This is a genomic window from Rhizobium sp. CF142 (assembly GCF_000281145.1).
Taxonomy (GTDB): domain Bacteria; phylum Pseudomonadota; class Alphaproteobacteria; order Rhizobiales; family Rhizobiaceae; genus Rhizobium.
Window position 1 is genome coordinate 1 of the sequence record NZ_AJWE01000006.1, and the last position, 21673, is coordinate 21673.

General features: G+C 61.1%; 19 protein-coding genes and 2 pseudogenes. 14 read left to right on the forward strand and 7 right to left on the reverse strand.

The window, feature by feature from the left end; translation table 11 throughout:
• Window positions 1–2151, forward strand: a 2151-nt coding sequence (locus PMI11_RS00260; RefSeq protein ID WP_007812035.1) for a copper-transporting P-type ATPase, incomplete at its 5' end; no start/stop codon positions are given.
• A gap of 12 nt (window positions 2152–2163) precedes the next feature.
• Window positions 2164–2556 (forward strand): Cu(I)-responsive transcriptional regulator, encoded by a 393-nt coding sequence (cueR, locus tag PMI11_RS00265; RefSeq protein WP_007812037.1) that lies wholly within the window; start codon window positions 2164–2166, stop codon window positions 2554–2556.
• Window positions 2557–2615: 59 nt separating this feature from the next.
• On the opposite strand, the gene PMI11_RS00270 is transcribed toward cueR, so the two are convergent.
• From PMI11_RS00270 to PMI11_RS36195, 3 genes are all read right to left on the reverse strand, one after another.
• Window positions 2616–2909, reverse strand: a complete 294-nt coding sequence (locus PMI11_RS00270; RefSeq protein WP_007812039.1) for a hypothetical protein — start codon at window positions 2907–2909, stop codon at window positions 2616–2618.
• A gap of 200 nt (window positions 2910–3109) precedes the next feature.
• Complete coding sequence (locus PMI11_RS00275; RefSeq protein WP_007812040.1) at window positions 3110–3580, reverse strand: DUF992 domain-containing protein; 471 nt, start codon at window positions 3578–3580, stop codon at window positions 3110–3112.
• 505 nt (window positions 3581–4085) lie between these two features.
• The gene (locus tag PMI11_RS36195; RefSeq protein WP_081493197.1) at window positions 4086–4595 is read right to left on the reverse strand and encodes a GNAT family N-acetyltransferase; all 510 of its coding nucleotides are present in this window, start codon (window positions 4593–4595) and stop codon (window positions 4086–4088) included.
• 100 nt (window positions 4596–4695) lie between these two features.
• Between PMI11_RS36195 and PMI11_RS00285 the strand changes: the two genes are divergently transcribed.
• The 4 genes from PMI11_RS00285 to PMI11_RS00300 all read left to right on the forward strand — a co-directional run bounded on the left by PMI11_RS00285 (window position 4696) and on the right by PMI11_RS00300 (window position 10066).
• The gene (locus PMI11_RS00285; protein WP_007812046.1) at window positions 4696–5916 is read left to right on the forward strand and encodes an ATP-binding protein; all 1221 of its coding nucleotides are present in this window, start codon (window positions 4696–4698) and stop codon (window positions 5914–5916) included.
• A 547-nt stretch (window positions 5917–6463) separates the two neighbouring features.
• Window positions 6464–7297, forward strand: a complete 834-nt coding sequence (locus PMI11_RS00290) for a formate/nitrite transporter family protein (RefSeq protein WP_007812047.1) — start codon at window positions 6464–6466, stop codon at window positions 7295–7297.
• Between the two features lie 7 nt (window positions 7298–7304).
• Window positions 7305–8453 carry an HlyD family secretion protein gene (locus tag PMI11_RS00295; protein WP_007812049.1) on the forward strand — a complete coding sequence of 383 codons (1149 nt, stop codon included), beginning with the start codon at window positions 7305–7307 and terminating at the stop codon, window positions 8451–8453.
• The gene (locus PMI11_RS00300; protein ID WP_007812051.1) at window positions 8450–10066 is read left to right on the forward strand and encodes an MFS transporter; all 1617 of its coding nucleotides are present in this window, start codon (window positions 8450–8452) and stop codon (window positions 10064–10066) included. The genes PMI11_RS00295 and PMI11_RS00300 overlap by 4 nt, the downstream gene beginning before the upstream one ends.
• 83 nt (window positions 10067–10149) lie before the next feature.
• Here the strand turns inward: PMI11_RS00300 and PMI11_RS37165 are convergent.
• From PMI11_RS37165 to PMI11_RS37895, 3 genes and pseudogenes are all read right to left on the reverse strand, one after another.
• Window positions 10150–10272, reverse strand: a pseudogene (locus PMI11_RS37165) (IS5/IS1182 family transposase); the annotation flags it as partial.
• Between the two features lie 320 nt (window positions 10273–10592).
• A complete protein-coding gene (locus PMI11_RS00305; protein ID WP_348257787.1) occupies window positions 10593–11297 on the reverse strand; it encodes an HAD hydrolase-like protein in 705 nt (234 codons plus the stop codon).
• 2 nt (window positions 11298–11299) lie between these two features.
• Window positions 11300–11495: pseudogene (locus tag PMI11_RS37895) on the reverse strand (ATP-dependent DNA ligase); the annotation flags it as partial.
• Between the two features lie 317 nt (window positions 11496–11812).
• Between PMI11_RS37895 and PMI11_RS00310 the strand changes: the two are divergent.
• The 8 genes from PMI11_RS00310 (at window position 11813) to PMI11_RS00345 (ending at window position 20461) form a co-directional block, all read left to right on the forward strand.
• Window positions 11813–13000, forward strand: coding sequence for an efflux RND transporter periplasmic adaptor subunit (locus tag PMI11_RS00310; protein ID WP_007812055.1), 1188 nt, complete (start codon window positions 11813–11815; stop codon window positions 12998–13000).
• Window positions 13001–13003: 3 nt separating this feature from the next.
• A complete protein-coding gene (locus tag PMI11_RS00315) occupies window positions 13004–16114 on the forward strand; it encodes an efflux RND transporter permease subunit (RefSeq protein ID WP_007812057.1) in 3111 nt (1036 codons plus the stop codon).
• A 31-nt stretch (window positions 16115–16145) separates the two neighbouring features.
• A complete protein-coding gene (locus PMI11_RS00320) occupies window positions 16146–17396 on the forward strand; it encodes an oxalate decarboxylase family bicupin (RefSeq protein ID WP_007812059.1) in 1251 nt (416 codons plus the stop codon).
• 180 nt (window positions 17397–17576) lie between these two features.
• The gene (locus PMI11_RS00325; RefSeq protein ID WP_007812063.1) at window positions 17577–18116 is read left to right on the forward strand and encodes a sigma-70 family RNA polymerase sigma factor; all 540 of its coding nucleotides are present in this window, start codon (window positions 17577–17579) and stop codon (window positions 18114–18116) included.
• A complete protein-coding gene (locus PMI11_RS00330; RefSeq protein WP_007812064.1) occupies window positions 18103–18870 on the forward strand; it encodes an anti-sigma factor family protein in 768 nt (255 codons plus the stop codon). Before PMI11_RS00325 ends, PMI11_RS00330 begins: the two co-directional genes overlap by 14 nt.
• 21 nt (window positions 18871–18891) lie before the next feature.
• Window positions 18892–19608: a Bax inhibitor-1/YccA family protein gene (locus PMI11_RS00335; protein ID WP_007812066.1), complete on the forward strand. Its 717-nt coding sequence runs from the start codon at window positions 18892–18894 to the stop codon at window positions 19606–19608.
• A 212-nt stretch (window positions 19609–19820) separates the two neighbouring features.
• Window positions 19821–20075, forward strand: coding sequence for a type II toxin-antitoxin system VapB family antitoxin (locus PMI11_RS00340; RefSeq protein WP_007812068.1), 255 nt, complete (start codon window positions 19821–19823; stop codon window positions 20073–20075).
• Window positions 20075–20461, forward strand: coding sequence for a type II toxin-antitoxin system VapC family toxin (locus tag PMI11_RS00345; RefSeq protein WP_007812069.1), 387 nt, complete (start codon window positions 20075–20077; stop codon window positions 20459–20461). Before PMI11_RS00340 ends, PMI11_RS00345 begins: the two co-directional genes overlap by 1 nt.
• A 14-nt stretch (window positions 20462–20475) precedes the next feature.
• Here PMI11_RS00345 and PMI11_RS00350 read toward each other — a convergent pair whose 3' ends face one another.
• Window positions 20476–21606: an RHE_PE00001 family protein gene (locus tag PMI11_RS00350; RefSeq protein WP_007812071.1), complete on the reverse strand. Its 1131-nt coding sequence runs from the start codon at window positions 21604–21606 to the stop codon at window positions 20476–20478.
• Window positions 21607–21673 lie beyond the last annotated feature (67 nt).

Genomic DNA, 21673 nt, shown 5'->3' on the forward strand with positions numbered 1-21673 from the left:
AAAAAGCCAACGGCAGCCGCCATGCCGAAGGGCACGCTCTACACCTGCCCGATGCATCCCGAAGTCGTCAGCGACCATCCCGGCGACTGCCCGAAATGCGGCATGGCGCTGGAACCGATGGGCATTCCGCCTGAAGACGAGGGCCCGAACCCGGAACTCGTGGATTTTATCCGGCGCCTGTGGGTCAGCGCCGTTCTTTCAATTCCGCTCCTGATCCTTACCATGGGCCCGATGCTTGGCCTGTCCTGGCCGCGTGAAGCGCTCGGCGAGCCGCTGGCGAGCTATGTCGAACTGTTGCTGGCGACACCCGTCATCCTCTGGGCGGCCCTTCCTTTCTTTCGTAGGGCATGGGCATCGGTCGTCAACCGCAGCCCCAACATGTGGACGCTGATCGGCCTCGGCGTCGGCACGGCCTATCTCTACAGCGTCGTGGCGACTTTGGCCCCGGGCCTCTTCCCGCACAGTTTCCGAGGTCATAGCGGCTCTGTCCCCGTCTATTTCGAGGCGGCTGCCGTCATCGTGGCGCTCGTCTTCGTCGGGCAGGTGCTGGAATTGAAAGCCCGCGAGCGTACCGGCTCTGCAATTCGCGCCCTGCTCGATCTTGCGCCAAAGACTGCGCGCCGCATCGATGCCGACGGCAGTGAGCGCGACGTGCCTGTCGATGAGATCCAGACCGGCGACCGGCTGCGCGTGCGCCCCGGCGAACGCGTACCGGTCGATGGCTCCGTCACCGAAGGGCAGTCGACCGTGGATGAATCGATGATCACGGGTGAACCGCTTCCGGTTGAAAAAGCCAAGGGTGACGCGCTGACCGGCGGCACGATGAACAAGAACGGCGCATTGATCATGACTGCCGAAAAGGTCGGTGCCGATACGACACTTTCGCGCATCGTCGATATGGTGGCCAAGGCGCAGCGTTCGCGCGCGCCGATTCAGGGCGCCGTCGACCGTGTGTCGGCGATCTTCGTTCCGGCCGTCGTTGCCGCCGCCATCGCAGCCTTCCTCGTCTGGTCCTTTGTCGGGCCGGAGCCGCGCCTGGCCAATGGGTTGCTCGCCGCCGTCGCCGTTCTGATCATCGCCTGCCCCTGCGCACTCGGCCTCGCAACGCCGATGTCGATCATGATCGCCACCGGACGCGGTGCGCAGGAAGGTGTCCTGATCAAGGATGCGGAAGCGCTGGAGCGTTTTTCCAAGGTCGACACATTGATCGTCGACAAGACCGGCACGTTGACCGAAGGCAAACCCAAGCTGACGGACGTTGTGGCTTTGGGCAGCGTTGATGAAAAACATCTGCTGGCGCTTGCCGCAAGCCTGGAACGCGGTTCTGAGCACCCGCTTGCAGAAGCCATCGTCTCAGGGGCCGAAGAACGCGGCATCACCTTTCAGGAGGTCACAGGTTTCGAGGCAAAGACCGGCAAGGGCGTAATGGGCACGGTCGGCGGCACATCCGTCGCGCTCGGCAATGCCGCCCTGCTTGCCGATCTCGGCATCGATCCGGCAGCGCTTTCGGACCAGACCGAAGCGCTCCGCGGCGAAGGCAAGACCGTCATGTTCGTCGTCCTCGACGGTACTTTGGCCGGCCTCGTCGCCGTCGCCGACCGCATCAAACCAACGACGGCGGCCACCATCAAGGCGCTGCATGACAGCGGCCTGAAGATCATCATGGCGACCGGCGACAATGAGCGCACGGCTCGTGCCGTGGCGAAAAGCCTCGGGATCGACGAGGTACGCGCGGACGTGCTGCCCGAGGGCAAGAAGGCGCTCGTCGATGAACTGAAAGCAAAGGGCGCCGTCATTGCCATGGCTGGTGATGGGGTCAATGATGCACCGGCGCTGGCAGCCGCCGATGTCGGCATCGCCATGGGCACGGGTGCCGATGTTGCGATGGAAAGCGCAGGCATTACACTGGTGAAGGGCGATCTCAACGGGATCGTTCGCGCAAGACGGCTGGCTGAGGCGACGATGCGCAACATCCGCCAGAACCTCGGCTTCGCCTTCGGCTATAACGCGCTCGGCATTCCGGTGGCAGCCGGTGTACTCTACCCAATCTTCGGCCTGCTGCTCTCGCCGATGATTGCAGCGGCCGCAATGAGCCTCTCCTCTGTCTCCGTCATTGGCAATGCGCTGAGACTGAGGGTCGAAAAGCTGTAAAGGAATCAAGCGATGAATATCGGCGAAGCCTCGGAACGGTCCGGCCTGCCTTCAAAGACCATCCGCTACTATGAGGATATCGGCCTGATCCGTCCTGACCGGGGCGGAAACGGCTACCGCGACTATGCGGCCTCGGACGTACACAAGCTGCGCTTTCTGCAGCGTTCGCGCGGCCTCGGCTTTTCGGTCGAGGAGTGCCGTCAGTTGCTGGCGCTTTACGAGGACAAAAGCCGGGCAAGCGCCGACGTCAAGGGGATCGCCGAGGCAAAACTTTCGGAGATTGACCGGAAGATCCGCGAGCTGACGGAGTTGCGACACACACTCGAGCATCTCGTTCATGCCTGCCACGGCAATGACCGTCCCGACTGCCCAATCCTCGAAGAACTTTCGGATAGCGCCGCCTGACGAGGCCGGTGCCTCGGATCGAGGGCTTTCTCGTCCTCGCAATATCAGGAAATCGGAGTTTAGTCCTTGATGACCGCGTCGGAGGGCTTCTTCTGTTCCTCGGCCTCCTCGTCATGCTCGTCCTCGACGGTTGTGTCATCCAGCCGGTGCTTGATCGCCAGCGCATAGATGACATCGAGGATATTGCGGTCCTTTAGATGAGGATCGCTGAGCGCCAGCAGCGAGGCGCGAACGATCTTCTTGCTGGAGGCTTTCGGACAGCGCTTGCGGACGAAATCATAAAGCGCATCGCCCACAAGCCCATCCATTGCGCCGTCTACGAGAGCCTCGTAGACCCGCTTCTTCTCTTTCATATTCCATGTTCCCCTTGCAAATCAGCGGGGGACATACTCTGTCACGGAACCGTCATAAACAACCGCCGAACGCGATCTGTCGACAATTGATCAGCTGTGCAATGGTGGAAAAGCGATGATTTCGCCTCGCCTCTCAAAACTTAGAGAAAATCCGGGACCGGCTGACCGGAATTGCGCTGTCAAGCCGGTCCCCGGCAGGCTCAATCTGCCAGCTGCAGCTTCAGCGCCGTGACGCCGACGGCCAGATTGACGCCGACATCGCCTTCAAGCGAAACCGGCTGCAGCGAGACGGTCTTGCTTGTTCCGCCGACCAGCACATTGGCGCCGCCGCCGATACCGACGCTGGCATCGGCCGTGACACCGGCATAATTGCCCTCCAGGCCGGCAACCGGTTCGCGCGTGGCGTTGAAGACGAGCCAGACCATCCGGCCCTTCTCCACGGTACCGACATCAAGGCCGAAATCGGTGATCGTGCCGACATAGTGCTGGCCAGCATCGCCGGAAGCGCTCGGCGTGTAGGTGCAGTCGAGATCCTGCTTGGAGCCGACGATGACACCGATGCCCTTGGAAACGTCGCAATCCAGCTTGCCGACATCGGCCTGGGCGGCGTTTGCAACGACAGGGGCGGCCAGCATGCCGGCTGTGAGGAGGGTAAGAAGACTGGTTTTCATGATGGATCCTGTTCGAAGTTGAAGGTTGCTGTCGGCAGCGCAGTTCATGGGAGCTGACCGCGGGCGCTGCCTGACATCGTCGACGAGGGCTCGCCGATCGACGAAAAGAATAGGGGTGCGGCCGGACCGGATGAAATCGCGCGCTGGTCTAGGCGGGCCAATACGTAAGTTTAGTTCCCCCCGCTTCGAGATGGGCGTATCGTTCTTCCCATCGCCTGAAGCCTCCTCCTGACAGGCGATAGAAATCTCGGTTAAGGCTTCCCGGTGTCCCTCCCCTCCGCCCGAAGCACGGATTGCCCGAGGATCCGCAAATGGCCGCCTTCCGTATTCGGAGGCGGCCTCTTTTTTCAGCATTGCACGATCATCCATCGCAACCGCGCAGCGCCGATGTCTTGGTTTGCTGCCAAGACCTTAGGAATTTCGCTCGGAAACCGTTCGGCCAGGCGAGCCATCAGCACCGCATCACGCGCGTAGGCGGGCACGCTCCATTTCAGACACACGTTCCCTATCGAGCTTTCAACGACAACACCAGGGTCATGGGATTCGAGGGCGAGGCCGCAAATCCATAATGCTCATAGAAGGCCTTGGCTTCGTCGGATATCGCGTGAACCAGAAGGCCTCGAATACCCATGATGTGGGCTGCCTGTTCGGTGCGCAGAACGGCGTCTTGCAACAGCGCGGCTCCGATGCCTTTTCCCTGCCAGTTGCGATCGATGGCCAGACGGCCAAGCACCGCTATGGGAAGAGGATGGGGCATGTTGCGCCGGACTGCTCCCGGCGCGTCAACAACTACGAGCGCTCCCGATGACAGGCAATAATAACCGACGACACGATCGTCCTCGCAAACCACATAGGTTCGCGATACGCCGCTAACCTGATTGGCCCGCGCCCGGCGGCGCAGCCATTCATCGAGGCTGTCGTGCCCGCTGTCGAAGAGCTGGAGATCGTGCGCGGCACCAGGGCGGTGTTGGTCTCTCCGCTGCGGAGGTGCGCGGCAACCGTCGTTCGGAAGCATTCCTCCTTCCAGATTGCCCCTTGCAAGTTCCAATTAGCGAGCCATTGACTTCCAATCAGCCGAGAACGATAGTTCCAATCGTCCGAGATTCGAGGAAGACATGTTCGAGAGGTTTGTAGAGCAGCGGGCGGAGGAAGCCCTTTCGGATACTCCGGTCGCCCTCATCGTAGGACCGCGCCGAGCCGGCAAGACAACACTTGTCCGAAAGATGGGAGAAGCCGGCCGAACCTATATCACCCTCGACGATCAGACGGTTCTCGAAGCCGCCCAATCCGATCCTGCCGGCTTCATTCGCGGCCTGGATCGCGCCATCATCGACGAGATCCAGCGTGCGCCAGACCTGCTGCTGGCGATCAAGAAGACAGTCGATGAGGACTATCGTCCGGGCAGGTTTCTGCTTACCGGGTCGGCAAATGTGCTGACTTTACCGCGGATTGCGGACAGCCTGGCGGGGCGAATGGAGACCATCCGAATGCTGCCGCTGGCAAGGGCCGAGATCGAAGGCCGGACGCCGTCCTTTCTGAAGCACCTTTTCGACGGGAATCTAAAGAGCCCGCGGAACTCTATCATCGGAGACGACTTGGTCCAACTCGTTCTGCTCGGGGGATTCCCCGAAGCGATCAGCCGCAACAGCGAACGACGACGGCAAGATTGGGCACGGTCCTATCTGACTTCTATCCTGACGCGAGATCTCCCGGACATTGCCGATGTGGAGAAGCTGACCGAGTTGCCGAAGTTCGTGCGGCTATTAGCCGAACATACAAGCCAATTGGTCAACTATTCGCAGTTTGGTGGCAGCATCAACGTCAGTCACAAGACTGGGCAGCGTTATGTCGGACTGCTCGAACAGGTGTTCCTGGTCGCAACGGTACAGCCTTGGTTCACCAATACGCTGAAGCGTATCGTCAAGACGCCCAAGCTGCATTTCCTCGATTCAGGTCTGTTGGCCAGTGTGCGCGGGCTCACCTTCGAGCGAGTGAAGGCGGATCGCGGAACATTCGGCGCGCTGCTGGAGAGCTTCGTGTTTTCCGAAGTTCTGAAGCTAATGACGGCGTCGGACCTGCGGTTGACACCATATCATTTCCGAGATCGGGACATGCGCGAGGTCGACATCGTACTGGAACGTGACGACGGGATGATCGCTGGCATCGAGGTCAAGGCCAGCGCCACGGTCAAGGCGGGCGATTTCGGAGGGCTCCGCGCACTTGCAGAGGCCTGCGGAGATCGTTTCGCCTTCGGCGTCGTCCTATACGATAATACAGATGTTGTGCCGTTCGGCGACAAGCTGGCCGCGGTGCCACTGTCCAGCATGTGGGGTTGAGAATGGTCGTAGAAGCCAACTGGAGGACCGCCCAGTACATCGTCGGCCAACGTGTCAGTAGCCGAGAAAAGAAAAAAAGTGAAAAATTCGGGAAATCCCTTTCCGGGTATCCCGCTTTAGCGCGATTAATTGGACGAACGCACCTCATGGCCGCTCGCAAACCGCTGCTGCGCTGGAGCAAGGGGGTGAGATGGCTCGATTGTTGACCAAAACCGAATCGGATGGGACGCCATATATGCGTCCTTCAGGGGTCGAAACCCAGATCGACGAGGCCTCCCGGCTCTCTCCTGCCGATCTGCGGGGCCGTCTCGTGATTACCGATCGCGCCGACCCTCGCTATTTGCGGTCCGAGCGTCTTGTCCACCTCGTTCGGGAGGGGACAGGATCTGAAGCTGCGGCATTCAGGTTATGAGCCTGACTACACATATCCGGCCTGCCCGGAGGCAGCCTAGACGTAGGTATGATTCAGCAATGCGGCTTGCGCGACTACCTTCTCGAGCGTCCGGGACGAAGCCCGGTTCGATCATCAGAGAGACGAGGTACTGTCATGTATCAGGATTCGATTGATCACTTTGCCCAGTCCGGCGAAGAGAAAGCCGAAGAGGTCCGTAGCCACTTTCCTGCCTTCCTGATCGGGGCGGCCATGGCCGGCGCCTATATCGGTTTCGGCGATATCATCATGTTTACCGCCGGCGCTCATGCCGATCCGGCCTGGGCGCATCTCGTCATGGGGGTGGTCTTCTCCTCTGCCCTGACAATCGTCGTCTTTGCCGGCAGCGAGCTCTTCACAGGAACGGCGATGTATATGCCGCTTGCCGTTCTGACGCGGCGCAGCCGTGTTGCCGATATGCTGCTTGTCTGGATCGCGGCCTGGATCGGCAACCTGATCGGCGCCGTGGTGCTCGCCGGCCTCTTCCATCTGGCCGGCGGCGGTGTGCTTCTCGGAGACGGAAGCCAGACGTTCTTTTCGATTGTCTCGGCCAAGATGTCGGCAGGATCGCTGGAGCTTCTTGCCCGCGGTATTCTCTGCAACTGGCTTGTTTGCCTCGCCATCTGGATGGCTGGACGCACGGAAAATGCCGCTGCCAAGATTATGCTGATCTTCTGGCCTATTACGATCTTCGTGGCCGCCGGCTACGAACACAGCGTCGCCAACATGTTCACCTTCTCGATGGCGCTGATGGGCGAGCATCCCGCAAACATCACGCTTGCTGCCGCCGTCCACAATCTCATCTGGGTCACGCTCGGCAACCTCATCGGCGGCGCGGTTTTCATGGCGCTTGGCTACTGGCTACAGGTCCATGGCACCGGCCACGTCTCCTTCGTCCCGGCCCCGGTTCGCGTCCGCGCAAAGGTTTCCGCTGACCACAGCAAGAAGTGAGGCGCGCATGGCCAAGCAGATCACCGTCACCAGCCTTAGCCCATCCGAGCCAGCGCGCTTGCCGCCGCCGGAAGCTCCCGCCGCGCCGGCTGCGCCCTCCCCGGGAGCGGTGGTGTCGTTGAGACGGCTTGCCATTCCCCTTCTCGCCATCACGCTCGTGGGCGCCGGAGTGGCCATCGTGAGCGTCGACTGGAACCGTTGGGTGGCGGGCGCATCGCATCAATCGACGGACGATGCCGTGGTCAGCGCCGATGTCTCGACGCTGAGCGCCCAGATCAGCGGCATCGTCCAGAGCACCCCGGTCACCGACTATCAGGCGGTGACGAAGGGCCAGTTGCTCGCCGAAATCGATCCGCGGGAATATGACGCCGCGGTCGCCGCCTCGAAGGCCAATCTTGCAGCCGCAAACGCATCGCTTGCCAATCTCGCAAACCAGATCGAATTACAAAAGGCCGTCGTGCAAGTGGCTGAAGCGCAGAACGCATCGGCCCTGGCACAGCAGACCCAGACCGAACAGGAGTTCCACCGCCAGACCAGCCTTGGCGGCGCGACCTCGCAACAGCTGCTGCAGCAGGCGCAGGCCGCCTATCTGCAGGCCCAGGCTTCGGTCAAATCGACGGCAGCCTCGATCGCGCAGCAAAAGGCCCAGCTGAACGTTCTCAACGGACAATCCCCGCTGCTGCAGGCGCAGGTGAATGCCGCCCAGGCATCGCTCGATACCGCCCTGATCCACCAGGGCTATGCCCGCATCTACGCGCCTTTCGATGGCGTCATTGGCCGCAGGCTCGTCCATGAAGGCGATTTTGTCGCGGCCGGCACCAGCCTCGTGTCGGAAGTGCCGCTTCCGAACGTCTATATCACCGCGAACTTCAAGGAGACACAGCTTTCCCGGATCACGCCGGGGCGAGCTGCGGAGATTACCATCGACACTTTCCCCGGCCAGTCGCTGCACGGCAAGGTCATCGGCCTGTCTCCGGCAAGCGGCTCGATCTTCGCGCTGCTGCCGCCCGACAATGCGACCGGAAACTATACCAAGGTCGTCCAGCGCATCCCGGTCAAGATCGTCTTCGATCCCGGCCAGCCGCTGGTTGATCGGCTGAAGCCCGGAATGTCGGCCGTCGTCACGGTGGATACCAAGCCGGACCTGGACCAATGAGCGCGGCTCCACGCGCCTTTGGTCCGCTGACCAGCGGCACGACGACCAGCCATCCGTTTCTTATCGTCGCGGCCCTATTGCTCGCCTCCTTCGTGGTAGGCTTCGATACGCGCGTCTTTGCTGTCGGCCTGCCCGATCTCCGTGGCGCCTATTCGCTTGGCTTCGACGAAGCCTCATGGCTCAGTACCGTCGCCAACGCACCGCAAATCCTCATTTCATCGGCGGTCGCCTGGCTTGCCACCGTTTTCGGTGTGCGCCGGGTGATGATCCCGACGACATTGGTCTATGCCTGCATTTCGCTCATTATTCCCATGGTCCATGACGGCGGCGCACTCTTTGCGCTGCACGCGGCGCGAGCCCTTCTGCTCGGCGTCTTCATTCCGGCCACCATCATGGTGATCTTCCGCAATCTCGACATGAAATACTGGCTGATCGGCCTTTCGATCTACGCGCTTCGCGTTCCGCTATCGCAGAATCTCGGCTTCGTGCTCGTCGGCATCTATGATGATTATCTCGGCTGGCAGTGGGCCTATTGGCAGGATGTGATCGTCACGCCGATCATCGCCCTTCTCCTCATCATCGGTGCTCCCAAAGAAGAGATCAATTCAAGCCTGCTCAAGGATGCCGACTGGGGCGGCATGATGCTGCTCGGATGCTCGATGACGATGATTTATGTCGGTCTCGATCAGGGCAACAGGCTGGACTGGTTCAATTCCGGCATCGTCACCTCGCTGCTGGCAGGCGGCACGATTCTCTTCATCGGCTTCCTCATCAATGAGAGTATCGTCGCCAATCCCTGGGCGCATGCGAGCGTGATCCTGTCGCGCAATATCGGTATCGGCTATGCGATCATCATCGCCTTTACCTTTGCAAGTTCCGGCGCCTCGATTTCCATTCCGGGCTTCCTACAGACAGTCGTCGGATTGCGGCCGATCGCCATATCTCAACTCTATATCTTCGGCGCGGTCATTCCGGTCTTTCTGTTCATCGCATTTGCGATCTTCCTGCTGCGCCGGATCGATGCGCGCCTTTGCATCATGATGGGGTTATCGGCGATGGCGCTCGGCTCTCTCTGGGGATCGAACCTCTCCATTACATGGGCGCCCTTTAACTTCCTGCCGGTCGTGCTCCTCCATACGGCCGGGCAATCCTCCGCCTTCTTCGCAACCGTCGTCTACCTGATCGCAAATTCCGACCCGAAACGCTCGACGGCCGTATCCGCCTATATCCAGGTGATCCGGCTCGGTAGCGTCGAACTGGCCCTGAGCCTCTTGAACACCTGGTTCCGACAACGCGAGCAGTACCATTCCAATATCCTGACGGGGCCGATCTCGGGATCGTCGAGCAATCTTCACGGCGTACTGGCTAAGCTCGAGACGCTGTTGGGGACAAGCCATCGCGGGAGTCTTGAAGCCCTCTCCGCAGTTGCGGCTGATATCCATGCGCAGGCAAGCGTGCTTGCCTATGCCGATATCTTCGTCCTGTCCTTCTGTTCTGCGATCGCCGGCCTCGCGCTTGTCGCCTGCATGGGCGCCATGCCCTTCGGACCGCTGCATCCCGATTTCCGCAAGAACCCGCCGGCCGCCGACGCACACCCGGCCTCAGCCGGCTGACCGGGCGACGCTCGATATTCCTTCGAATAAGCCTTGGTACATCGATCGCGGCATGGACGGATTCCGATCTTCGACGCTGTTGGCTATGCTGTCGCGGCGCTGCAGCGGACAGATTTCGGGCGTGCGCATGCCAATATGCGATTGAGGGCCGCGCGGCCCAGGCCAACCTCTGTCTGTTGCGCCGCGAATGATCGTGCCTTCAGCCGTCCCGCGATCGATGCACAAGGCGGCATGGAAGTCGAACGGGTGAGCTATCGCAACCGGCTGAACGATGCGGAAATTAGGCTTGCCTCCTGCCGGCCGCGGCTCGGCGAGGTCTTTGCCTTCACCGTCGAGCTTGCTCTGAAAAAGGCAGAGCTTGACGGCAGGCAGCCGAGGCGACGGCGCTGCGGCCGCCCCTGCGGGCGATCGGCTTCATGCTCATGTGGTAGATCGCTATAGCCCTCCCCTTGTCTTGCGGGCCGTCGGCCCGCGCGCTGAGTTGCGCAACAACTCGTAAGTGCCGCGCCAGCCTCGATTTCCCCTGCTAGGATTGCGACTGACCCTTTGCCCGAGCGAGGCGGACAAGATCATCTGCCGTCTCGACCAGATGCGTCGGAGAAGCGGCTTCGAGCGCCTCGCGCCGAGCGTATTCCCAGGTCACCGCCGCTGACGCCACACCCTGGCTGGCCGCTGCCTCGACGTCTCTCACCTCGTCGCCAACGACGATGGCCTCGGCTGGCGCTCGGCCGGTCGCTCGCAACACACGTCTGATCCGTTTGCCCTTGCCGAAGAGAGAGGCACCGCATTCGAAATGCGTGAACAGGCCGGCCGACGGACCGAGGGCGCGCTCGATGTTGACGCGGCTGTTCGAGCTGACGATCGCGAGCGAGACACCCTGCGCGGCGAGTTCCGAAAGGAGTTTCTCCGTGCTCGGGAAGAGCTCGACGGTTGCAGTGCCGGCGAGTTTGCGCATGTCGCGCGCGATGAAGGGTAGCCGCCAACCTGGGATCCCCAGCCATTTGAGGATTTCGCGATTGGAAAGACCGCGAAGATAATCGATCTCGGAATCGGTGGGCTTCCTGAACCGGTGACGATCGGCCATCTGACGGAGCGCGCCGACCATCCAGGCGCCGCTGTCGGCCAGCGTGCCGTCAAAGTCAAAAAGAAAAAGCTGGTAGGTCGAGGCGATCATGAGTGGCTGAGTAACAGGTCCGAGCCTGCGGATCGAGGGGGGCCGATCTCGACCCATTGTCACGGCAGCCCGTCGGACAGGTCGAAGACAGCGGCGTTGTGCCGTACTTTCGTGCAGTCCCTTGTAGGACGCATGACGCAGGCTCCCGTCATGCATCCAGCCGCGAAACTCGATCTCGGCAATCAACGTCGGCTCGGCGAAGACCAGGTTCTTTCCCTTGAGCGAGACCGCCGGCCTCTTCGTCTTCAATGTGTCGAACAGGTGCAGTGAGCCGGTGCGAATGCTTTTCGCGCCGGTCGTTCTGCGCGCCGCCGGCTACCCGGATGCGGGAGCGTATACCTATGGGGAACGGCGACTAGACCTGCGTATAGATGCGCCGATGCCCGCCCGGACGTAGCCTTCTCCCACAGAATTGATCGGCAGGACACAGAAGCGCCGGTCAGGCTGCAGATAATCGGCAGTCTGACCCCCGGCTTCGGCACCAGCCCGTCAATTCAGGAGACAGATACGGAGGCCGCCCGATGCCGGCGGCCGTTGCAGCATAATTCAACCTTTAGTCTATGGAGCCGGCAGTGACATCCATCCGTACCGTGATTGAACCCCGTCGTCGCCCGAAACCGGCGATCCTCGCTGCTGCCGCCATTCTCGCCATTGCGGGCGGTTCGGCCGCAGCCTTCTGGTTTGCAGGGACGGAGCCGACCATTGCCGCACCGGAGCCTAGCACGCCGGCGGTGCCAGTCGAGGTCGCGACGCCTGCCGTTACCGACGTGCCTGTCTATCTCGACGGCCTTGGCACGGTGCAGGCGAACTATACGGTCAATATCACGACGCGTGTCGACGGAGAGCTCCAGAGCGTGATGTTTGTCGAGGGACAGGCCGTCAAGAAGGGCGATGTGCTCGCCATCATCGACCCGCGCCCTTTCCAGGCAGCCGACGATCAGGCTGCCGCCAAGATCAAGCAGGACCAGGCCGATCTCGCCAACGCCCAATATCTGCTCGGCAAGGACCAGAAACTGGGCCAGCAGCAGATCGTCACGCAGGAAACCGTCGAGCAGCAGCAAAGCATGGTGGCAAGTGCACAGGCACAGCTTGCGCAGGATCAGGCCGCCAAGGAGGCCGCTGACGTGTCGCTCTCTTATACCGAGATCCGCTCACCGATCGACGGCCGCACGGGTATACGTCGGGTCGATCCCGGCAACGAAGTCCAGACGACCGATACGACCCCGATCGTCACCGTCACCCAGACGCAGCCAATCACTGTCATCTCCACGCTGCGTGAGGACGATCTCGATGCAGTGCGCAACGCGCTGAAGGCCGGCCCGGTCGCGGTGACGGCGATGTCGATGGACCAGTCGCAGCAGCTTGCGTCAGGCACGCTCTCGCTCATCGACAACGAAATCGATCAGGCAAGCGGCACGATCCGCATTAAATCGATTTTTGAGAACAAGGATGATGCGCTCTGGCCTGGTCAATTCGTGACGCTGAGGGTCAAGCAGCAGACGCTCCAGAAGGCCGTGACCATTCCTTCCGCAGCACTTGAGCGGGGAGAGGACGGCTTCTTCGTCTACGTTATCGATGCCGCCGGCACGGCTGCCGTGCGCAAGGTCACCCCCGGGCCGATCGAGAGCGGCCGCGCCGTCATCGAAAAGGGCCTTTCCGGCAACGAACAGGTCGTCACGTCGGGCCAGTATCGGCTGGATGTCGGCACTCATGTCAGCATTCAACAGGCGGCCGCCACGCAAGCCGCCAGCAAGGAATAGGCCATGTCGATCTCCTCCTGGTTCATCGAGCGGCCGATCGCCGCCTCGCTAATGATGGCAGGCCTTTTCGGCATCGGTATCGTCGCCTACCCTCTCCTGCCGGTGGCACCTCTGCCACAAGTCGATTTTCCAACGATCCAGGTCTCGACACAGCTCCCCGGCGCCGATCCGAAGACGATGGCATCGGCGGTAACCCAGCCGCTGGAGCGGCAGTTCGGGCAGATCCCCGGCGTCACCCAGATGACCTCGACGAGTACGCTCGGCTCGAGCGCGATCACTCTGCAATTCGATCTGTCGCGCGACGTCGACAGCGCCGCCCAGGACGTGCAGACCGCAATCAACGCAGCCGGAGGACAATTGCCGACGGACCTGCCCTCGCCGCCGACCTATCGTAAGGTCAATCCCGCCGATCCACCGGTCATGGTTCTTGCGCTCACTTCAGATACCCTGCCGCTGACGCAAGTCGACGATTTTGCCGAAAGCGTACTCGCGCAGCATGTCAGCCAGATCGACGGCGTTTCGCAGGTTCTGATCTTCGGACAGCAGAAGCCGGCCGTGCGCCTGCAGATCGATCCCGGCAAGATCGCCGAGATGGGACTTTCCCTTGAGGATATCCGCAGTGCGGTGACATCCATCACCAGCAACGCGCCGAAAGGCAGCGTGCAGGGTGCGGAACACACTTATACGATCTACGACAATGACCAGCTCCTGAAGGCCGCGCCCTGGAACGCTTCGATCGTCGCTTATCGCGACGGCGCTCCGGTCCGCATCAGCGATATCGGCCAGGCGATCGACGGACCGGAAAACGATCAGTTGGCGGCCTGGGCCGATGGCAAGAGGGCTATCCTCCTGCCGATCTTCAAGCTTCCGGGCGCCAATATCATCGATACGGTCGGCGCGATCCGCGCTGCCCTGCCGCAGTTGCAAGCGATCGCACCAGCGGCACTCCACATCTCCATCCTCAGCGACCGGACGACCACCATCCGCGCCTCGGTGGCAGATGTCGAAACGACGCTTGTCATCACCATCGCCCTTGTCGTCATGGTGATCTTCATCTTCCTGCGCAATGTCTGGGTAACGGTGATCCCGAGCGTAACCGTGCCACTGGCGCTTCTCGCAACCTTGGCGCTGATGTATGTCGCTGGCTTCAGCCTCGACAACCTCTCACTGATGGGCTTGAGCATCGCCGTCGGTTTCGTCGTCGACGATGCGATCGTGATGGTGGAGAACATCCATCGTCATATGGAAATGGATAAAACGCCGAAACAGGCGGCAATCGATGGCGCGCGCGAAATCGGCTTCACCATCATTTCGATCAGTATCTCGCTCGTCGCCGTCTTCATTCCGCTGCTCCTGATGGGCGGCATTGTCGGCCGGCTATTCCGGGAGTTCGCAATCACAGTGACGATGACGATCGTCGTCTCAGCGATTGTTTCGTTGACCATCACACCGATGATGAGCTCACGCTTCCTGAAGCCGGAAAAAGACGCCAACCATAGCAGGCTTTATGCAATGAGCGAGAAGGCGTTCGACGGGCTTCTTGCCGCCTACCGCTACACGCTCGATATCGCGCTGCGCCATCACCGGCTGACCATGACAGTCTTCATCGCTTCGCTTGCGGCAACCGGCTTCCTGTTCGTCAATATTCCCAAGGGCTTCTTCCCGATCCAGGACACCGGCCTGATCACCGGTACACTCGAAGCCGCGCAGGATATTTCCTTCGCTGAAATGTCGCGCCACCAGCTCGAGGCAGGCAATATCGTTGCCAGCGATCCCGGGGTTGCGACCGTCGGCATGGCCGTCGGCAGCGGAGCGGGCCAGACCGTCAATAACGGCCGCATGTTCATCACGCTAAAGCCTGAAGACCAGCGCGATGCCTCGGCAAGCGAAATCATCAACCGGCTTCGTCCGAAACTCGCGCAGATGCAGGGTGCAGAACTCTTCCTGCAGCCGGCGCAGGATATCAATGTCGGCGGCCGCGCCTCGGCCACGCAGTTCCAATATACGCTGCAGGACGGCAATGCCGACGAGTTGGACGACTGGGCAGCCAAGCTGCTCGCCACATTCAAGACGCTGCCGGAGCTGACCGATGTCGCCACCGACCAGCAGAATAGCGGCGCCACCGTGACGCTTACAATCGACCGTGACCAGGCATCGCGCTTCGGCATCGCGCCACAGATGATCGACGATACGCTTAACGATGCTTTCGGCCAGCGCCAGGTCACCCAGTATTTCACCGACCTGAACAGCTACCATGTGGTTCTCGAGCTTGCGCCGCAGTTCCAGAAGTCGCCGCTGGCGATCAACGGCCTCTACATCAAATCGCCGCTGACCGGCGAGCAGGTTCCCTTAAACCAGCTCGTCAAGCAGACGACGGAACCGACGGCCGTGCTTGCCGTCAACCACCAGAGCCAGTTTCCGGCCGTTACACTCTCCTTCAACCTTGCAAAGGGGACCGCACTCAGCCAGGCGGTTGCCGCGATCAGCAAGGCTGAAGCCGATCTCGGCAAGCCGGCAACCGTCATCGGCACGTTCCAGGGCAACGCTCAGGCCTATCAGAGCTCGCTCTCAAGCGAACCGCTGCTGGTGCTTGCAGCGATTGCCGTGATCTATCTGATCCTCGGCGTACTCTACGAGAGCTATTTCCACCCGCTGACGATCCTGTCGACGCTCCCCTCCGCGGGCCTCGGTGCTCTCGCCATGCTCTGGGCCTTCGGCTTCGACTTTACCGTGATCGCGCTGATCGGCGTGATCCTGCTGATCGGCATCGTCAAGAAGAACGGCATCATGATCGTCGACTTCGCCATCGCCGCCCAGCGCGAGCAGGGACTGTCGCCGGAAGACGCAATCCGTCAGGCTTGTCTCCTGCGCTTCCGCCCGATCATCATGACGACAGCGGCGGCACTTCTTGCCGGCCTGCCGCTGATGCTCGGCCACGGCACCGGCTCGGAACTGCGCCAGCCACTCGGCTACGCCATGGTCGGCGGTCTGCTCATCAGCCAGGTGATGACGCTTTACACCACTCCGGTCGTCTACCTCTACCTGGAAAAGCTGAGCGAATTCGTCAGCCGCAAACGACCCGCCATCGCCGGCGCAGATGCCCCGGCGGAATAATCCACCCAATCGACACGAAAGGAGTAAAACAATGGAACCTCTCTCTAGACGCACGGTCCTTGCCCTCGGAGCGATGGGCGGAACGGCACTTGCGGCTGGTGCTGCGCGCGCGGCGAGTTTCGGCAATCCCGACCAGCCGGCCGAGGGTGCGATCAACGCCAATCCAGCCGGCCTTTCCGATCCCGGCCCGAAGAACCCTGCCATCAACGACCAGTTTCCTTCATTCGGCAATCCGCCGGCAACTGATGTCGGCGACATGCAGCTCTTCTGGGGATCATTCAACAATGCGCCCAAGCGCATCCAGAACGGTGGCTGGGCACGGCAGGTGACGAAGGCCGATTTTGCAATTTCCGAAGCGGTCTCCGGCGTCAACATGCGCCTTGGTCCCGGCGGCATCCGCGAGATGCACTGGCACCGGGCTTCCGAATGGGCGATCATGACCAATGGCCGCTGCCGGGTGACCGTGCTTGATCCGCAGGGCCGCCCCTATGTGCAGGACGTCGAGGCAGGTGATCTCTGGTATTTTCCAGCCGGTTTCCCGCATTCACTGCAGGGCCTTGGGCCCGAGGGCGCCGAATTCGTCCTCGTCTTCGACGAGGGCGACCAATCCGAATACGGCACGCTGCTCCTGACCGACTGGCTGGCACATACGTCGCCGGAGCTGCTTGCCAAGAACTTCGGCGTGCCGCAGGACATTTTCAAGAACATCCCGTTGCAGGATCTCTGGATCTTCCAGGGCAAGGAACCAGGTCCGCTTTCGGCTGACCAGGAAGCCGTTGCTTCTGCTGGCCTGCCGCCCTACCCTTTCACCTACCGGCTGACGGCATCGGCACCGCTGAAGCAGAATGCGTCGGGCACGATCCAGCTTGCCGACAGCAGCATCTTCAAGGTCTCCAAGACGATCGCTGCGGCGATCGAGACGATCAAGCCGGGTGGCGTGCGTGAAATGCACTGGCATCCGAATGCCGACGAATGGCAGTACTGGATCAAGGGCGAAGGCCGCATGACGGTGTTCGACGCCGGCCCGCGCAGCCAGACCGCCGATTTCCGACCCGGCGATATTGGTTATGTCAAACGCAGCCAGGGCCATATCATTGAGAATACTGGCAAGACCGATCTGCAATTCGTCGCCGTCTTCAAGGTCGCCGAATATCAGGAAGTCGGGCTCTCTTCGTGGCTCACGCATACGCCGGCCGCCCTCGTTGCCCAACATCTCAATGTCAGCGTCCAGGACATTGCGAAATTCCCTTCCGACCAGCCGGGGATCATGCCCAAGGGCTGACCCCGGGGTATCATGCCTAACGGTTGATCCCTTGTATTAAGGCTGCGAGACACCACCTCCGCCATGGCAAATGGCGGAGGTTTTTGACGTTGCCCGAAAACCGGCACTCCCTTTCCGGCCTATACAAAAAAATCTGCGTCGCCTCGGAATAAAATCTGCGATGCTTTCGTATACTCAATCATGGAACGGAAAGAACGCCCCTTCGATGTCATCGGTCAGCTCGCAGCGCTTCGTCGCTACGCGCGCTCGCTGGTGCGCAATTCGGACGAGGCGGAGGATCTTGTGCATGACGCGCTGGTCCGGGCCTTCGAGAAGCGCAAGAGCTTCCGCAGCGGCGGAAACCTGCGCACTTGGCTGCTTTCCATTCTGCACAACGCGCATATCGACCGCGTGCGGCAGACCCGCTCGCTGACGCGCCGCCATGACGAGGCGGCGGTCGAGGCGGAGCAGTCGCTGCCGGCCGGACAGGAGCATGCGGTGCGCCTGCAGCAGGTGCGCAACGCCTTTTTCGATCTGCCGGAAGAGCAGCGTGAAGCGCTGCATCTCGTGGCGATCGAGGATCTGTCCTATCAGGAAGCGGCCAATGCGCTCGGCATTCCTGTCGGCACGCTGATGTCGCGTATTTCTCGCGCTCGCGCCCAGTTGCGCGAGTTCGAAGAGAAGATGCCGCGCATTGCGCATCTGAAATTAGTTGGAGGGAACGGCAATGAAGGCGATTGATCCAATCATCGATGCCGATCTCGACGCCTATGTAGACGGCGAGCTCGATGTTGCACGGCGTATCCAGGTGGAATCCTATCTGTCGGAGAATCCGGCGATCGCCGCCAAGGTCATGGCCGATCTCAGCATGAAGGGCGAGTTGCGCCTGGCGCTGGCCGGCGAAAGCGCCTTTGGCCGCCCCGAAACGCGCGATGCCGCCCGAAAGCTGGAACGCGGTCTTTCCTATGGTCGCATCCTGCATTCGGTGCAGCGCATCGCTGCTGTCGGTGTTCTGCTTGCCGCCGGCTGGGTGGCGCATAATTCCTTCGGCGCCTTTACGGCAACGGAAGTCGCAGCTTCTGTTCCAGCACCGGCCTATGTCGAGGATGCAGTGCGCGCCTATCGCACGGCAGCGCTTCGTGAAACCATCCCGTCGCAGACGGCGCCGGCCTACAGCGCAGAGGAAATCCGCGCTGCGACCGCAATCGTGATGCCCGAACTGCCAAAGGACTGGAAGGTTGCCGATGTGCAAATCTTCCCGTCGGATTTTGGCCCGAGCGTCGAAATGGCAATCGAGGAGACCGACGGCAAGCGCCTGTCGCTCTTTGCGGTGCGGCCGGGCGCCTTCGAGGTGAAGCCGGTCAGCCACGTTGCCCTTGAAAAGACAGAAGCCGCCTACTGGCAGATCGGCGACGTTGCTTACGCGCTTATCGCCGACAACAGCGGCACCAATCTCGATCAGGCAGCCGAACGGCTGGCCCGATCGCTCTACTAGTTCAACCGAGGAGATCAGTTTATGAACCCGATCAATCCCCGTTATGGTTACGGCTCCGGCGCCCAGACACAGGCTCTTTTTGATGAAGGCCTGCGCCAGCACATGCTGCGCGTCTATAATTACATGGCGCTCGGCCTCGTCATCACCGGCATCGTTGCCTTCATCGTCGGCTCGACCCCGGCGCTCTACGTGCCGATTTTCCAGACGCCGCTCAAGTGGGTGGTGATGCTGGCACCGCTCGCCTTCGTGTTCTTCTTCTCGTTCCGCATCCAGTCGATGTCGTCGAGCACCGCACAGATGACCTTCTGGGCCTTCTGCGCCGTGATGGGCCTGTCGCTCGCCTCCGTCTTCCTGGTCTTCACCAAGACGAGCATCGCGCAGACCTTCTTCATCACTGCTGCCATGTTCGGCGCAATCAGCCTCTATGGCTACACGACGAAGCGTGACCTCTCGAAGATGGGTTCGTTCCTGATGATGGGCCTGTTCGGCATCATCATCGCCGGTATCGTCAACATCTTCCTGGGTTCGTCCGCCCTGCAATTCGCCATCTCGGTGATCGGCATCGTCGTCTTCGTCGGTCTAACCGCCTACGACACGCAGAGCATCAAGGAACAGTATTCGGAAAACTACGATCAGGAATCGAACCAGAAGCTGGCCGTCTTCGGCGCGCTCTCGCTCTACCTGAACTTCGTCAACATCTTCCAGCTTCTGCTCAACTTCACGGGCGAGCGGGAATAAGGATCGCGCTTCTGGGGGCAATGGAAGCGCAGAGCGCCCGGTTCGAAATCTGTGACAGGATGGCGGATCGGGTGCTCACCCTAAAGGAAACGGCCGGGCTTGATGCCCGGCCGTTTTCGTTTGTCTTACTTCACATACCTAATAGTGCAATCGGTTACTGCAAGTGTTATATGAGGTAGATTGTCGACAAGTAGGAACCTGGGAGCCTTCTCATGGCTTTAAGTATCAAAGACCCGGAGACGGAGAGGTTAGCCCGTCTGCTAGCGGAACGAACCGGCGAAACGATTACCGTCGCGACACGACGGGCACTCGAAGATCGCCTTCGTCGCTCTGGAGCCGATATTCGCAAAGCCGCCCTCCTTGAGGATCTTGCGGCCAGCCGAAAGCGCTGGAGTGCGATGGCGATTGCAGATACTCGCAGCGCAGACGATATTATCGGCTACGATGACCACGGGCTGCCGATCTGATGGTCATCGACACTTCGGCCATTGTCGCAATCGCCCTTAACGAACCTGACGCAGCGTCTTTCGAACAGCGCATAGCAGACGATCCGGTTCGCCTGATCTCGGCAGCTACACTTCTCGAGGCGGCCATGGTTCTCGAAACGCGGCTTGGGGAAGGAGGCGGTAGTGAACTCGATCTTTGGCTTTATAAAGCCAGCGTCGAGATCATTGCAGTTGACGCCGACCAGACGGATCAAGCTCGCCGTGCTTGGCGTCGCTTCGGTAAGGGACGTCATCCAGCCGGCTTGAATTTCGGCGATTGCTTTTCTTATGCCCTTGCCAGCGTCACACAGGAACCTTTGCTCTATAAAGGTAATGATTTCTCACAAACCGATATAGCTACAGCCTGAGATCGGCTGTCGGATCAAATGATGCCCCAGGCCCGGTAGCGGCCACGGCCGGTGATCTCGCGGATGCCGATCTCGTTGATCAGGTTCAGCGCACCGCGCTGCGTGACGCCAAGCTCACGGGCGATCATGGCGGCCGACACCATCGGCCGCGACAGGATGAAGTCGGCAAGCTGTGGCAGGCTGCTGTTCGAGCGGCGGCCACGAAAGCGCAGCTCCATCTGCGTGCGCGCCAGCGACAGGCGGTCGATCTCCTTGAGGCCGGTGATCGCACTCTCTCGCATCGCATCGAGAAAAGCCTGCAGGCGTGCGACGCGATCACGCGAGCGCCGGCGTTCGTGACGAATCTGCTTCAGTCCGGTGTGAAAAGAAAAGAGATGCGAGGTGACCTTGCCTCTGAGACGCAGGCTACTGGCAATCAGCAGGCCACCCAGCCAATGCTGCCGGCGCAGCGGCTCGATCCGTTCCCAGGCGTCGAAGAGGATGGCTGCGGCTAGGCTGGGCGGCAGGTCCTCGACGAGCGCGATCAGACCACGCCATTCCCGAAGCCGTTCCTCCTCGTTCCATTCGTCGTCGCCGAACAAGCCGAGCGGATCGTCATCGCGCTGCAAGGGCGCCGCTCCCTCCAGCTCTTCCGCAACAGGCTTTCCGGCATGACGGTCGAGAAGTTGTTGCGAGCGGGCGAGCAGAGCATCGAGCTCGGCGATTTCGGCGGCAAGCGGCGCTTCTTCATCCTCATCGTCAGGTTCGTGCCCGATGGGTGCTGGACCTGTCGACTCCGGCGCCATCTCCTCCCCTTCCAGCGGGCTCGCGGTCAGCACGCCGAGGCCCGTCGCACTGAGCGCCCAGCCGGAATCGGCCGTCTCGATCCGCCGCCGTGTGCGCAGGACAGAGTGGGCGATCGTCAGCTCATGGCTCGGCGCGCGGCTGTCCATATGGGCATCGTGCAGGACGAGATCCTCGATATGCACGAGCTCGCCCGCCACCCACAGCGCGCCGGCTGCATCGAAGAAATGGCTGCGCGCGGCAAAGCCCTGTCCCACCGGGGAACGGGCCGCCCGCTCATCGAGCCGCGCCAGTGCATCCTCGGCTCCGGCGATGGCCGGAAGCAGCGTCTGGAGCGTTGCAGCGTCTATATCGTAGCGCATTGTTAGGCTTAATGGATTCTCACAAAGGGAAGCGAAACCTTCATTTGCTTCCGTCAGTTATCGCATG

Excerpts from the sequence above, each read along its gene's own strand:
- cueR (WP_007812037.1), top strand. The coding sequence starts at position 2,164 with ATGAATATCGGCGAAGCCTCGGAACGGTCCGGCCTGCCTTCAAAGACC.
- PMI11_RS00270 (WP_007812039.1), bottom strand. The coding sequence starts at position 2,909 with ATGAAAGAGAAGAAGCGGGTCTACGAGGCTCTCGTAGACGGCGCAATG.
- PMI11_RS00275 (WP_007812040.1), bottom strand. The coding sequence starts at position 3,580 with ATGAAAACCAGTCTTCTTACCCTCCTCACAGCCGGCATGCTGGCCGCC.
- PMI11_RS36195 (WP_081493197.1), bottom strand. The coding sequence starts at position 4,595 with ATGCTTCCGAACGACGGTTGCCGCGCACCTCCGCAGCGGAGAGACCAA.
- PMI11_RS00285 (WP_007812046.1), top strand. The coding sequence starts at position 4,696 with ATGTTCGAGAGGTTTGTAGAGCAGCGGGCGGAGGAAGCCCTTTCGGAT.
- PMI11_RS00290 (WP_007812047.1), top strand. The coding sequence starts at position 6,464 with ATGTATCAGGATTCGATTGATCACTTTGCCCAGTCCGGCGAAGAGAAA.
- PMI11_RS00295 (WP_007812049.1), top strand. The coding sequence starts at position 7,305 with ATGGCCAAGCAGATCACCGTCACCAGCCTTAGCCCATCCGAGCCAGCG.
- PMI11_RS00300 (WP_007812051.1), top strand. The coding sequence starts at position 8,450 with ATGAGCGCGGCTCCACGCGCCTTTGGTCCGCTGACCAGCGGCACGACG.
- PMI11_RS00305 (WP_348257787.1), bottom strand. The coding sequence starts at position 11,297 with ATGGGTCGAGATCGGCCCCCCTCGATCCGCAGGCTCGGACCTGTTACT.
- PMI11_RS00315 (WP_007812057.1), top strand. The coding sequence starts at position 13,004 with ATGTCGATCTCCTCCTGGTTCATCGAGCGGCCGATCGCCGCCTCGCTA.
- PMI11_RS00320 (WP_007812059.1), top strand. The coding sequence starts at position 16,146 with ATGGAACCTCTCTCTAGACGCACGGTCCTTGCCCTCGGAGCGATGGGC.
- PMI11_RS00325 (WP_007812063.1), top strand. The coding sequence starts at position 17,577 with ATGGAACGGAAAGAACGCCCCTTCGATGTCATCGGTCAGCTCGCAGCG.
- PMI11_RS00330 (WP_007812064.1), top strand. The coding sequence starts at position 18,103 with ATGAAGGCGATTGATCCAATCATCGATGCCGATCTCGACGCCTATGTA.
- PMI11_RS00335 (WP_007812066.1), top strand. The coding sequence starts at position 18,892 with ATGAACCCGATCAATCCCCGTTATGGTTACGGCTCCGGCGCCCAGACA.
- PMI11_RS00340 (WP_007812068.1), top strand. The coding sequence starts at position 19,821 with ATGGCTTTAAGTATCAAAGACCCGGAGACGGAGAGGTTAGCCCGTCTG.
- PMI11_RS00345 (WP_007812069.1), top strand. The coding sequence starts at position 20,075 with ATGGTCATCGACACTTCGGCCATTGTCGCAATCGCCCTTAACGAACCT.
- PMI11_RS00350 (WP_007812071.1), bottom strand. The coding sequence starts at position 21,606 with ATGCGCTACGATATAGACGCTGCAACGCTCCAGACGCTGCTTCCGGCC.